6 protein-coding genes are annotated in these 13,737 nt (G+C 71.4%); all 6 read right to left on the bottom strand.

Going from position 1 to position 13,737, the window contains the following annotated elements; genetic code table 11:
• Positions 1–369: 369 nt before the first annotated feature.
• Positions 370–4,614: a 1,4-alpha-glucan branching protein GlgB gene (gene glgB / locus Q4A22_RS07010; RefSeq protein WP_303178062.1), complete on the bottom strand. Its 4,245-nt coding sequence runs from the start codon at positions 4,612–4,614 to the stop codon at positions 370–372.
• A 61-nt stretch (positions 4,615–4,675) separates the two neighbouring features.
• Positions 4,676–6,445, bottom strand: coding sequence for a maltose alpha-D-glucosyltransferase (gene treS, locus Q4A22_RS07005; RefSeq protein WP_303178061.1), 1,770 nt, complete (start codon positions 6,443–6,445; stop codon positions 4,676–4,678).
• Positions 6,446–6,545: 100 nt separating this feature from the next.
• The gene (locus tag Q4A22_RS07000) at positions 6,546–8,579 is read right to left on the bottom strand and encodes an alpha-1,4-glucan--maltose-1-phosphate maltosyltransferase (protein WP_303178071.1); all 2,034 of its coding nucleotides are present in this window, start codon (positions 8,577–8,579) and stop codon (positions 6,546–6,548) included.
• Positions 8,580–9,011: 432 nt separating this feature from the next.
• The gene (gene glgX, locus Q4A22_RS06995) at positions 9,012–11,165 is read right to left on the bottom strand and encodes a glycogen debranching protein GlgX (protein WP_303178059.1); all 2,154 of its coding nucleotides are present in this window, start codon (positions 11,163–11,165) and stop codon (positions 9,012–9,014) included.
• A complete protein-coding gene (rlmB, locus tag Q4A22_RS06990; protein ID WP_303178056.1) occupies positions 11,152–12,117 on the bottom strand; it encodes a 23S rRNA (guanosine(2251)-2'-O)-methyltransferase RlmB in 966 nt (321 codons plus the stop codon). Before rlmB ends, glgX begins: the two co-directional genes overlap by 14 nt.
• Before the next feature lie 85 nt (positions 12,118–12,202).
• Positions 12,203–13,645, bottom strand: coding sequence for a cysteine--tRNA ligase (gene cysS, locus Q4A22_RS06985; RefSeq protein WP_303178054.1), 1,443 nt, complete (start codon positions 13,643–13,645; stop codon positions 12,203–12,205).
• Positions 13,646–13,737 lie beyond the last annotated feature (92 nt).

The raw sequence follows: 13,737 nt of genomic DNA, 5'->3' as shown, positions 1-13,737 counted from the left end.
TGACAAACAACACACCACATCCAGGCGCCCCTCACAGGACCACCACGATCGGTTGCGATTTGCAAGATTATCTCGGAGCCAACAGGTCCGCAACTCGAGCTGAACTCTTCGTTGCCGGATTCTGCTTGCCGCTCTTCGGCGTCTTGCGGGGATTCATCCTAGCACACTTCCTGGCTGTCTTGCGACCAGTCGGTGGTGGGTGCCCCCGGAAGTTGTTGCCCGCTCCGGCCTCTTCGACCGGCGCCGTGGCGACTCGGAAGACATTACACGCGGACCGCGGATGCGACAAACCCGCGGAGACGTGGTGTCTCCGCGGGCTTGCCCAGGGGCAGCCGGAGCATCTCACGGTGCTCGCTCCGGCGAGCGGGGTCAGCTGCCGGTGCTCTGCCCGGCTTCGCCCCCCGCACCGTTGGTGATGGTCCGCCGGGATGCGGGCTTGAGGAAAAGGACCGCCAACGGAGGAACGGTGAGCTCCACCGACGCCGGCTTGTCGTTGTATGCACCCTCCTCGGCGGTCACCCGTCCGAGATTGCCCACACCGGATCCGCCGAAGGTCTCCGCATCGGTGTTGAGCACTTCCTCCCACTCACCGGCCCACGGCAGACCCAGGCGGAAGTTCTCGTGGGTGTTGCCCGCGAAGTTGGCGATGCACACCAGCGGGTTGCCCTGGTCGTCCCACCGGGTGAAGGACAGGGTGTTGCGCTGCGCGTCGTTCGCGTCGATCCACTCGAAGCCGGACGGGTCGTTGTCCCGCGCGTAGAGGGCGGGGGTCTCCCGGTACACCGCGTTGAGGCTGCGCACGAGCTCCTGCACACCGTGGTGCGGCGGGGTCTCGGAGAGCCACCAGTCGAGGCCGTGCTCCTGGGACCACTCGGACTCCTGCGCGTACTCCGTGCCCATGAAGATCAGCTGCTTGCCGGGGTGGGCCCACATGTACGCCAGGTACGCGCGCACGCCGGCCAGCTGCTGCCACCGGTCACCCGGCATCTTGCGCAACAACGACCCCTTGCCGTACACGACCTCGTCGTGCGAGATGGGCAGGATGAAGTTCTCCGAGAACGCGTAGACCAGGGAGAACGTGGCCTTGTTGTGGTGGTAGTGCCGGTTGATGGGGTCCTCGGCCATGTACTCGAGGCTGTCGTGCATCCAGCCCATGTTCCACTTGATGCCGAAGCCCAGACCGCCGGCGCTGGTGGGCTTGGTGACCCCGGGGAAGGAGGTGGACTCCTCGGCGATCATCACGATGCCCGGGTTGCGCCGGTACGCGGTGGCGTTCGCCTCCTGCAGGAAGCCGATGGCCTCCAGGTTCTCGCGGCCGCCGTACTGGTTGGGCTCCCACTCGCCGTCGTTGCGCGAGTAGTCGAGGTAGAGCATGGAGGCCACGGCGTCCACGCGCAGACCGTCCACGTGGAACTCCTCGAGCCAGTAGCTCGCGTTCGCCACGAGGAAGTTGCGCACCTCCCGGCGCCCGTAGTCGAAGATCAGCGTGCCCCAGTCCTTGTGCTCGCCACGACGGGGGTCCGGGTGCTCGTAGAGCGGCTGGCCGTCGAACTTGGCGAGCGCCCACTCGTCCTTGGGGAAGTGCCCGGGCACCCAGTCCACCAGCACACCGATCCCGGCCTGGTGCAGCTGGTCCACCAGGTAGCGGAACTCGTCCGGGGAGCCGAAGCGCGATGAGGGCGCGTAGTAGCCGGTGACCTGGTAGCCCCAGGAACCGCCGAAGGGGTGCTCGGCCACGGGCATGAACTCCACGTGCGTGAAGCCCTGCCACGTGAGGTACTCGACCAGCTCACGGGCCAGGTCCACGTATCCCAGCCCCATGCGCCACGAGCCGATGTGCATCTCGTACACGCTCATGGGCGCGTTGTGGGGATCCCGCTGCGCGCGGGCGGCCATCCACTCCTGGTCCTGGAACTGGTACTCGGAGTCGAAGACGCGCGAGGCCGTGGACGGCGGGATCTCGGTGCCGAAGGCCATGGGGTCCGCCTTGTCCCGCCACGCGCCGTCCGCACCCTGGATGCGGAACTTGTACGTGTCCCCGGACTTCATGCCCGGGACGAACAGCTCCCACACGCCGCTGGAGCCCAGCGAGCGCATGGCGTGCTCGGAGCCGTCCCAGCCGTTGAAGTCGCCGATCACCCGCACGGCCTGGGCATTGGGGGCCCACACGGCGAAACTCACACCTGTGACGTCACCCAGGGGCGAGGGGTAGTGGCGCACGTGGGCGCCCAGCACGGTCCACAGCGTCTCGTGGCGCCCCTCCCCGATCAGGTGCAGATCCAGGTCCCCCAGCGTGGGCGCGAACCGGTAGGGATCGTCCACGAGCTCGGGAGCCTTGCCCGCGTAGGTGACCTCCAGACGGTAGTCGGGGATCTGCCCCTCGTCGTGGGCGGGGACGACACCCGTGAAGATCCCACCCCACTCGTGCTCGAGCGGGAACGTGCCGTCCGGAGTGCGCGCGGACACCGCCGTGGCGAAGCGGCGCAGGGTGCGGATGGTCACCGAGCCGTCCGGGTTCGGGTGCGCCCCGAGCACGGCGTGCGGGTCGTGGAAACGCCCCTCGGCAACGGCCGAGAGCACCTCCTCTGTCACGGGGACCGGCCCGCCCGCAGGCCCACCGCTCGCGCCCTCCGGGCCGGACGACGTCGCGGCGTCACCGGCGGCACCCGTCCCGCCCACGCGGGCGGGCACCGGGGCGTCGGACGTCTCGGACGCGGCTGCGGCTGCGGCGGCCACCGGAGCAGGGGCACCGGAGACGGTTGGTGCGGCCCCTCCCACGGCACGCGGCTCCGAGGCGGCGGACGGCGACGGCTGCGCCGCGCGAGCCGACCGGGCGGCGTCGTCCTGGGAGGCCGCGGGTGTGACGCGCGGCTGCTGCTCCGGGTCGGAGGACGAACGGTCGGTGGGGCGGGGGTGCTCGGTGCTCACGAAATCCTCGGTTCTGGGTGACGTTGGCTGGCTCTCGTGCTTCTCGTTGCTCACGGTACGGGAGCGTGCGCGTTCGAGCGAACGAACCACGGCCCCCGCCGGCACGCCCACCCACTCGGGGCGGTTGCGCTGCTCGTAGACGACCTCGTACAGGGCTTTGTCCAGCCACAGCGCCCGGAACAGCGCCGAGTCCCGGTCCACGGGGGTGCCGCTGGTGGCGCTGTAGCCCTCCAGGAACGCGTCCGAGACGGCGGCGGTCCAGCCGCTCATGTCCCGCCCGTTCCCGCGGGCGGCCATGGCTCCCGCGTAGTCGAAGGAGCGCAGCATGCCCACGACGTCGCGCAGCGCCACGTCCGGGCGCACGCGCTCCTTGATGGGTCGCAGGGGCTCGCCCTCGAAGTCCAGGATGCGGAAGCCCTGGGAGTCGTTGTGCAGCACCTGACCCAGGTGGTAGTCGCCGTGGATGCGCTGCAGCGCGGGGATCTCGGAGCTGCGCCCCAGCTCGTCGAGCAGCGCGTCCACCTCCGCGCGGAAGGACTCGAACCGCTCCCCGCAGGAGTCCCAGGCCCAGCGCACGCGCGAGGTGAGGTCCCCGAGGAAACGGTGGCGGGCGGCGTCGTCCACCGTGGCGGGCTCGAACGCGGCGAAGAGGTCCGCGTGCACGCGCGCGGTGGTGACGCCCAGGTCCCGGGCAAGGGCCGTGAAGTCCTGCTCCTGGGTGGCGGCGGCCACGGCCATGGCCCAGGCGTCCTGTGAGTCGTCCAGGAACTGCGCGGCGACGGCCAGCTGGCCGGAGGTGGTCACGAGCCCCTGACGCCACTGGGCGTCGATCCACCCGGCCGTGGCCGGCACCGCGGTGGAGCCGTGGGAGGTGAGCCTGACCCCGACCTCGACGTCCGGGTTGCGGCCCTCCCCCACCACACGGAAGAACTTGACGATCACGGCGTCCCCGCGCAGGGCCGAGTCCGAGGTGCCCGCCTCCGCGGGGCGCAGGATCACCGATGTGTTCGACTGCTCGGAGGAGATCACCCGCACCTGCTCGGGCGCCAGGATCCGGTAGTCGGTGTTCAGCGCGCCCGTGTAGCGCCCGTGCAGGCCCATGCCGTGGCGCAGCACGCCGCCCTCCGTGAGCTGGGCGTCCATCAGCCGCAGCACGCGGTCCATGAAGCCGGGCTCGCCCACGGCGTCGTAGAGGTGGAGCCGGGTGGGATCCTCCTCGCCCGGCCTGACGGAGCGCTCGGAATCCGCGTCCCGGGAGGCATCCGTGGTGTCCCCCGGCGAGTCCTCCCCGCGGCCGCGGCGGCGCTCCAGCAGCGCACCCGCCTGGGAGACGGCCCGGCGCAGGAACGACGCCGACGCGTCCGCCCCTGCCACCAGCTGCTCCGGCAGCGGGCGGTTGGGGCCCTCCGCGCAGTAGCTGCCGATCGCGAAGCGTTCGAGGCCCTCCAGCGGCTCCGTGCTGCGCACCACGGGCACGTTGAGCAGCTCGCTGCGCTCACCGACCGTGACCTGTACGAGGAGCATGATCCGCTCGCACCCGGGCCGGACGTCCCAGCTGTCGCCGCCGTCGAGCCCCGTCCGCCCCACCACGTTCAGCCGCAGCTGATCCGGGGTGGCCGTGAACGGGAACCACCGCTGCGCCGGAAGCCACTCGCGCAGCCTGTCGAGAACTTGCTGATCCGTCATGGAGGTCCCCCCGCTTTCGTCCGGAAAATTCACTGCCGCGCCCGCGCGGTCGCGCGTTCGCTCACTCGCCGCGCACGGGCCTGATGATGGGCATCGCCACCGTCTCCGGGTGGCCGCCGTCGGAGTCCGGCGCGGTGCGCAGCCGCAGCCAGAAGAAGTCCTGGGAGCCGAGCGTGATCCGGTAGTCGCCGCTCTGCGAGAAGTCGCCGAACGTCTCACCGCCGAACAGCTCCCGGGTGCCGCGCCCCGCGTACTCCGGGAGGTGCACCGAGCAGCTCGCCGGCACGTGGGCCAGGTTGAAGATGCACAGCAGGGTCTCCCCCACGCCGTCCTCCGCGTCCTGCGGGTCCAGGCGGCGCAGGAACGCCAGCACCGACTCGTGGTCCGTGTCCACGTTGACGTACTCGCCCATGCCGAAGGCCGGGTGGGCCTTGCGGACCATGAGCATCTGCCGGATCCAGTGCAGCAGGGAGGACGAGGACGCCAGCTGCGTCTCCACGTTGGTCTGCGCGTAGTTGTAGACCAGCGACTGCACCACTGGCAGGTAGAGCTTGCCCGGATCCGCCGTGGAGAAGCCCGCGTTGCGGTCCGGGGTCCACTGCATGGGGGTGCGGGAGGCGTCGCGGTCGTCCAGCCAGATGTTGTCGCCCATGCCGATCTCGTCCCCGTAGTACAGGAACGGTGAGCCCGGCAGGGACAGCAGCAGCGCGTGGGCCAGCTCCAGCTCCGCGCGGGAGTTGTCCAGCAGGGGTGCCAGACGGCGTCGGATGCCGATGTTCGCGCGCATGCGGGAGTCCGGGGCGTACCAGCCCAGCATGGCCTGGCGCTCCTCGCTCGTGACCATCTCCAGCGTCAGCTCGTCGTGGTTGCGCAGGAACGTGCCCCACTGGGTGCCGCGCGGGATCTGCGGGGTGTTCGCCATGGTGGAGACGATGGGCCCGGCCTTCTGGTCGCGCAGGGAGTAGTAGATCCGCGGCATGATCGGGAAGTGGAAGCACATGTGGCACTCGGGAGACTCCTCCGTGCCGAAGTACTCCACGACCTCGTGGGGCATCTGGTTGGCCTCCGCGACGATCACCCGCCCCGGGTACTCCCGGTCCACCATCTCGCGCAGGCGCACCAGGAAGTCGTGGGTGCCGGGGAGGTTCTCGCAGTTGGTGCCCTCTTCCTCGACCAGGTACGGGATGGCGTCCGCCCGGAAGCCGTCGATGCCCATGTCCAGCCAGAACTTCACCACGTCGAACACGGCCTCGACGACCTTGGGGTTCTCGAAGTTCAGGTCCGGCTGGTGCGAGAAGAAGCGGTGCCAGAAGAACTGGCGGCGCACGGGGTCGAACGTCCAGTTCGAGACCTCGGTGTCCACGAAGATGATGCGGGCGTCCTGGTACTTCTCGTCCGTGTCCGACCACACGTAGAAGTCCCCGTACGGGCCCTCGGGGTCCTCCCGGGACGCCTGGAACCACGGGTGCTGGTCGGACGTGTGGTTCAGGGGCAGGTCGATGATGACCCGCAGCCCGCGGGCGTGGGCCTCCGCCACCAGCCGCTTGAAGTCGCTCACGGTGCCGAACTCGTCCAGCACCGAGTAGTAGTCCGAGATGTCGTAGCCGCCGTCGCGCAGGGGCGAGTCGAAGAAGGGCGGCAGCCACAGGCAGTCGATGCCCAGCCACTGCAGGTAGTCGAGCTTGTCGATCAGACCGGTGAAGTCCCCGGAGCCGTCCCCGTTGGCGTCGGAGAAGGCCCGGACGAGCACTTCGTAGAACACGGCCTTGCGGAACCAGTCCGGGTCGTGGGCGATTCCGGGTGCGTTGAGGTGGAACGGTGTGGTGCTCATGATCGGCGGGGCTGCCCTCTCGCGGGAACGGGTGGAACGGACGGGACGGATCTGGCGCGTGCGGGGCCGCCGCCGTGCGAGCACGCACGGCGGCGGCGGATCACTTCACGCCCCGGCGGATGCTGAGAACGTGCGCGGGCTCGGCGTACGGGTCCAGGCGGACGTAGTTGTGGGTCCCCCACTTCCAGCTCGCACCGGAGATGAGGTCGTCCACCCAGAACGAGCCGTCCTCGTTGAAGTCCTCGTCCCGCAGCTCGAGGGACTCGAGGTCCAGCCACACGGTGGCCTCGCGGGTCGCGTGCGGATCGGTGTTGACCACCACGACCACGCTGTCCCTGACGTCCTGGCCATCGCGGGTCACGGTCTTGGTCTTGCTGAACGCCACGATCGCCTCGTCCGTGGTGTTCTGCACCGTGAGGTTCTGCAGGTCCCCGAGCGCGGGGTGCTCCCGGCGGATCCGGTTCAGCCGGGTGATGTACGGGGCCAGGGACTCGCCTCGCTCCAGTGCGCCCTCGAAGTCGCGGGAGCGCAGCTGGAACTTCTCGTTGTCGATGTACTCCTCCGCACCGGGACGCGCGACGTGCTCGAAGAGCTCGTAGCCGGCGTACACGCCCCACAGCGGCGAGGCGGTGGCGGCGAGCGCGGCACGGACCTTGAACGCCGCCGGGCCGCCGAACTGCAGGTACTCGGTGAGGATGTCCGGGGTGTTCACGAAGAAGTTGGGACGGTAGAAGCCCGACGTCTCGTGGGACACCTCCTGCAGGTACTCCTCGAGCTCCTCCTTGGTGTTGCGCCAGGTGAAGTACGAGTAGGACTGCTGGAACCCGGCCTTGGCCAGGCCCTGCATCATGGCCGGTCGGGTGAAGGCCTCGGCCAGGAACACGGTGTCCGGGTGCTTCTCGCGCACGCGGGCGATGAGCCACTCCCAGAACCAGAGGGGCTTGGTGTGGGGGTTGTCCACACGGAAGATGTCCACGCCGTGGCCGATCCACAGCTCCACCACCCGCAGCACCTCGTCGGCGAGGCCCTGGGGGTCGTTGTCGAAGTTCAGGGGGTAGATGTCCTGGTACTTCTTGGGAGGGTTCTCCGCGTACGCGATGCTGCCGTCGGCGCGGGTGGTGAACCACTGCGGGTGCTCCTGGACCCACGGGTGGTCCGGGGAGGCCTGCAGGGCCAGGTCCAGGGCCACCTCGAGGCCGATCTCGTGGGCGTGTGCCACGAAGGCGTCGAAGTCCTCGAACGTGCCGAGGTCCGGGTGGATGGCGTCGTGGCCGCCCTCGGGGCCGCCGATGGCCCACGGGGAGCCCGGGTCCTGCTCGCCGGCCACGAGGCTGTTGTTGGGGCCCTTGCGGTGGGTGCGTCCGATGGGGTGGATGGGTGGCAGGTACGCCACGTCGAAGCCCATGCCGGCGGCGCGGTCCAGCGCGGCGGTGGCGGTGCGGAACGTGCCGGAGGTCCAGGTGCCGGTCTCGGGGTCCTGGGTGGCACCCTCGGACCGGGGGAAGAACTCGTACCACGCGCCGCGCCCTGCGGCCTCGCGCTCCACCTCCAGCGGGTAGCGGGGGGAGGACGTCAGCAGGTCCCGCAGCGGCCGTTCCGCCACGGCTTCGAGCAGCCGGGGCGCGGTGGCGATCCCCCAGCGCTCCTCCACGGAGCGCGAGGTGTCCCGCACGGCCTCGGCCGCGTCCTCGAACGCGCGCACCTCGGCGGGGTCGCGGTCGGCCTCCTTGGAGGCGGCCTCGAAGAGCAGGGAGGCCTCCTGGAACATCAGCTCCACGTCCTGCCCCACTCCGAGCTTGATCTGCGCGGCGTGGTGCCACGTGTCGTACAGGTCCGACCAGCCCTCCACCGCGAAGCTCCACCGGCCCTCGGAACCGGGGCGCAGCCAGGCCTCGTAGCGGTCGGTGCCGGGCGCCACGAGCGTCATGCGGCGGCGCTGGGTCTCGCGGCCCTGGGGGTCGTACAGCACCGCGGTCACGCCCAGCGAGTCGTGGCCCTCCCGGAACACGGTGGCGGAGACCCGGATGTCCTCACCGGGCACTGCCGTGGCGGGCAGACGCCCGCCCGCGATCACGGGTGCCACGTCCGAGACGGGGATGCGGCCGTAGACGAGGTCCTCGGACGGGAAGTCCATGCTGTGCTCCTCGGTGGTGGGGCCCTGGGCCCCGGTGGTCGGTTCTGCGGTGTCCGCGCGCTCCTGCGGGATCGACGCCGCGCGGTCTGCACCTGCGCGGTGGACGGACGGTGCGACGTCGGGAACGCCCGTGGCCGGCACGGGGGCCGTCAGGCGCGAGCCCACGTCCGGGCGGGCGTGGTCCGTGCGGGGATCCGGTGCGGTCTCGGAGGGACGGGGGCGTGGAGGCTGGTTCGGCTGCGGCACGCGGCCAACGTTACCCAACGAACGGCAGGATCCTTAAGGCCGTGAAGCAACGAGACCGCGGGCGCACCGCGTCGCGCCAGCACGGCCCGCCGATCCGGCGCAGCTCGCACCGGTTCGCAACGCCCAGGACCGAGACCTCCGACGCGGCAGTACCCCCGGGCCCCGACCCGACGAGCCCGCCCCCGCTCACTCGAGGGTGAACAGCGCCACGCTCTGGGCGGGCAGGGCCACGGTCTCCCCGCCGCGCCACCGGTTGCCCGTGAGGTCGTCCAGCTGGGGATCCGTGGCGAGCATCAGCCGGTATCCGGGGGTGCGCGGCGAGCCGGCGCCGTCGTCGTCCAGGTCCCGGGCCGCGGGCAGCACCGCAGGCAACGGCGAGTCGGTGCCGTTGAGCACGAACAGGCCCGTGGGGCCGCCGCCGCGCGCGGCGAGCACCACCTGCAGCGCACGGGAGCCGTCCGTCTGCCACAGGGTCTCCGTCATGGGGGTGCCGTCCGGGGCGAACCAGTGCAGCACCACGTCCTCCGGGCGGGAGGGGAAGTCCTCCGGCTGCGCGGCCAGGAAGGTCCGGCGGATGCGGACGAGACGCTGGGTGGTGCTGAGCATGGAGCGGTCCAGGGGCGTGAGGCGCCAGTCCAGCCAGGAGAGCCTGTTGTCCTGGCAGTAGGCGTTGTTGTTTCCCCGCTGCGAGCGCAGCACCTCGTCCCCGGCCGTGATCATGGGGATGCCCTGCGAGAACAGCAGGGTGGCCATCATGTTCCGTGCGGTGGCCGCGCGCGCCCCCCGGACGCGGGCGTCGGAGGAGAAGCCCTCGTGCCCGTGGTTCCAGGAGTGGTTGTCGTTCGTGCCGTCCGCGTTGTTCTCCAGGTTGGCCTCGTTGTGCTTGGCGTCGTACGCCGTGAGGTCGTGCAGCGTGAAGCCGTCGTGGGCCGTGACGAAGTTGACGGACGCGAGCGACGTGCGGCCCTGGGGCGCGAACAGCTCGGCGGACCCGGAGATGGCGCCCGCGAGCCGGGCGGCGGTGCCGCCACCTCCACCGCGGTGCACGGTGCGCTGCCCCGAGAGCCAGAAGTCCCGCACGGTGTCGCGGTAGACGTCGTTCCAGTCCGCCCACCCCGCGGGGAACCGGCCGGTCTGCCAGCCTCCCGCGCCCACGTCCCACGGCTCGGAGATCATGCGGACCCCCTGCAGCACCGGGTCCGCGGCGACGGCCACGAAGAAGGGGTGGTTGCGGGTGAAGCGGTGGTGCTCGTCCCGGCCGAGCTCGGGCGCGAGGTCGAAGCGGAAGCCGTCCACGTGGCACTCGGTGACCCAGTACCGCAGCGAGTCCAGCGCCATGCGCACCACCTGCGGGTTGCCGAAGTCCACGGAGTTCCCGCAGCCGGTCACGTCCACGGGGGCGCCGTGCTCGTCGTGGCGGTAGTACTCCCGCTCTCCCAGCCCGCGCCAGCAGTACGGGCGCTGGGTGGGGCCGCCCTCGGCCGTGTGGTTGTAGACGACGTCCAGGAACACCTGCAGCCCGGCGCCGTGCAGCGCGTCCACCGCCGCCTTGAACTCGTTGAGCACGGCCGTCGGCCCCGCGGCCCGTGCGGCCGCCGTGGCGTAGCCCGCGTGCGGGGCGAAAAACCCCAGGGTGTTGTAGCCCCAGTAGTTGGTGAGCCCGTTCGCCGTGAGGTGGGCCTCGTCCAGGTGCGCGTGGACGGGCAGCAGCTCCACCGCGGTCACCCCGAGTCCGCGCAGGTGCTCCAGCACCGCGGGGTGCCCGAGCCCGGCGTAGGTCCCGCGCAGCTCGTGGGGGACGTCCGGGTGCAGCATGGTGAGGCCCTTGACGTGGGCCTCGTAGATGACGGTCTCCCGCCAGGGTGGGGCGGGACGGTCCGCGTCCCGCCACTCGTGGTCCTGGGCGGTGACCACCGACACGTACATCCCGCCGTAGGCGTCGGGACCCGGGTCCACGACGTCGGCGGGCGGGGCCACGCGCTCGAGCCCCCGCCCGTAGGGGTCCAGCAGCACGACCTGCTCCGCGGGGTCGGGGACCGGCTCGGAGGCGGGAGCGCCGGGCACGAAGCCGTACCGGGTGCCCTCGGGCATGGCGGGGCACACGTCCCGGGCCAGCTCCTCGGCGGTGAGGCTGGTGCGGGCAGCGTCTCGCGGACGCGGGACCGTGGCGTAGTGGATGCCGTGGGCGCGCCCGGGCAGCGGGAGCCGCTGCCACGGCTGACCGGGGCGCTGGAGGACGAGGTCCACGGCGTCGAGCCCCGGTGCGTAGACCGCGACGTTCGCGGTGCCGTCCCCGGACGGTGAGGGGTGGACCCCCAGGGGGTGGCTACGCGCCTGCACGGCGGCGCGCGATCTCGTACAGCGTGATCCCCACGGCCATGGAGGCGTTCAGCGACTCCATGGCGGACTCGATGGGGATGGAGACGATCGCGTCGCAGTGCTCGGTCACGAGCCGGGAGAGCCCCTTGCCCTCGGATCCCACGACCACCACGAGGGGCTCGGTGGCGAGCTCCAGCTGCGGGAGGGACATGTCCCCGCCGCCGTCGAGCCCCACCACGAAGTAGCCCTGCTTCTTGCAGTTCTCCAGCGTGCGGGTGAGGTTCGTGGCCTTGGCCACGGGCACCCGCGCGGCGGCACCGGAGCTCGTCTTCCAGGCGGTGGCGGTGACCCCCGCGGAGCGGCGCTCGGGCAGGATCACGCCGTCCCCGGCGAACGCCGAGACGCTGCGGATGATGGCCCCCAGGTTGCGCGGGTCGGTGATGCCGTCCGCGGCGACCAGCAGGGGCGGGTGGGAGTCCTCGCGCCCGGCCATGAGCGAGGCCGCGAGCTCGTCCGCGTCCGGGTACTCGTACGGCGGGACCTGCAGCACCACGCCCTGATGGATGGCGTCCGAGGACATCCGGTCCAGCTCCCCGCGCGAGGCCTCCAGGGTGGGGACCTGGCGCTCGGCGCACAGCTGCAGGATGTCCTTGACGCGGTCGTCCACCTCGATCTTGGTGGCGATGAACAGGGTCTTGGCGGGCACCCCGGCCCGCAGGGCCTCCAGCACCGAGTTGCGGCCCGTGACCAGGTCCTCCTTGATGGGGCCGGTGCCCGTGCGCTGGGGGCGACGCGGCTGGTTCTGCTTGCGCGCCGCGGCCTGCTTCGCCTTGTACGCCTTGTGGTAGACGCGGTCCTCGGCCTTGGGGGTGGGACCGCGGCCCTCGAGTCCCTTGCGGCGCTGCCCGCCGCTGCCCACGACGGGGCCCTTCTTCTTCTTGCGCACCGCTCCGGGGCGGTTGTTCTGGGCCATGCTCACTACTTCCGTGTCTGTCACGGGTCACGGCGCGAGGGCCGCCCCGGGGTGGTCGGCGATCTGGGGCCAGTTTAGGCCAGGGTCAGGAGCCCACGGACCACGCGGAGCCCTGCGCTCCGTCCTTGACGACGACGCCCGCGTCCGCCAGCCGGTCGCGGATCGTGTCCGCCAGCGCCCAGTCCCGGGCCTCCCGCGCGGCGCTGCGCTGGGCGAGCAGGTCCTGGACGAGCGCGTCGAGCGCACGGTGCTCGGCGCCGTCGTGGTCCGCGGTGCCCGCCACGTCCATGAGCTGCAGCAGCCCCAGGACGTCCGCCATCCCCGCGACGGCCGCGACGAGCGGGCGGGCCCCGGCGGTGTCTTCCGCCGCGAGGGCGGTGTTGGCGGAACGGACCGTCTCGTGCAGGACGGCGAGCGCACGGGGAACGTTGAGGTCGTCGTCCATCACGGCCACGAACTCCTGGGGCACGTCCTGAGCGCCCCACTTCAGGGGGAGACCGGCGGCGCGCGCGGCGACCAGCACGGCCTCGACACGCTCCACCGCGGCGGTGGCCTCCCGCAGGGAGGTGGGCCTGTAGTCGAGCACCGAGCGGTAGTGCGCCTGGCCCAGGTAGTAGCGCACCGCGAGCGGGCGCGCCTGCTCGAGCATCTGCTGCGGGGAGACCGTGTTGCCGATGGACTTGGACATCTTCTCGCCCTGGTAGGTCACCAGTCCGTTGTGCAGCCAGAAGTTCGCGAACTCGCGTCCCGCCGCGGTGGACTGCGCGAGCTCGTTCTCGTGGTGCGGGAAGCGCAGGTCCAGCCCGCCGCCGTGGATGTCGAAGTGCGCGCCCAGGTACTTGTCCGCCATGGCCGAGCACTCCAGGTGCCACCCCGGGCGGCCGCGGCCCCACGGGGAGTCCCAGGAGGCCGTGAGCGGCTCTCCCTCCTTGTGGCCCTTCCAGAGGGCGAAGTCGCGGGGGTCCCGCTTGCCGCGCGGGTCGGCGTCCGGGGCGTCCTGCATGTCATCCACCCGCTGCCGGGTGAGCTCGCCGTAGCGCGGCCAGGAGCGGACGTCGAAGTAGACGTCCCCGGAGCCGTCGGGCGCGGGGTAGGCGTGGCCGGCGTCGATGAGCTCCTGGATGAGGGCGTGCATCTCCGGCACGTGGCCCGTGGCGCGCGGCTCGTAGGTGGGGTCGGCGATGCCGAGCGCGGCGTAGGCCTGCCCGAACACGCGCTCGAAGCGGTAGGCCAGCGCCCACCACTGCTCGCGGGGGTGCTCGCCGCGGTAGTCCGGCGCGAAGGAGGCGCGGGAGTTGACCAGGATCTTGTCGTCGATGTCGGTGACGTTGCGCACCGTGGTGACCTCGTAGCCGCGGAAGCGCAGCCAGCGGGCCAGGACGTCGAACACCAGCGCGGAGCGCACGTGGCCGATGTGCGGCGCGCCCTGCACCGTGGCCCCGCAGTAGTACAGCCGGGCCTCCCCCGGGTGGACGGGGACGAATTCCTTGGTGGTCGCGGAGGCGGTGTCGTAGAAGCGCAGAGTCACCCCGCCAGTCTACCGGGGAGCCTCCCGCCGACGACGGCGCCCGGCACCGTCCCGCTGGTGCGCCCCGGGTGGCACCCCCGCCCCTCCGCCAC

Origin of the sequence: Kocuria sp. (assembly GCF_030530945.1) — a bacterium.
Classification (GTDB): domain Bacteria; phylum Actinomycetota; class Actinomycetes; order Actinomycetales; family Micrococcaceae; genus Kocuria.
Note: the sequence above shows the minus strand (reverse complement) of the source record. Positions and strands in the feature narration are given on the sequence as shown.

What these genes read in the sequence shown, in the direction of transcription:
- glgB (WP_303178062.1), bottom strand. Translation starts at nt 4,614, where the DNA reads ATGACGGATCAGCAAGTTCTCGACAGGCTGCGCGAGTGGCTTCCGGCG.
- treS (WP_303178061.1), bottom strand. Translation starts at nt 6,445, where the DNA reads ATGAGCACCACACCGTTCCACCTCAACGCACCCGGAATCGCCCACGAC.
- Q4A22_RS07000 (WP_303178071.1), bottom strand. Translation starts at nt 8,579, where the DNA reads ATGGACTTCCCGTCCGAGGACCTCGTCTACGGCCGCATCCCCGTCTCG.
- rlmB (WP_303178056.1), bottom strand. Translation starts at nt 12,117, where the DNA reads ATGGCCCAGAACAACCGCCCCGGAGCGGTGCGCAAGAAGAAGAAGGGC.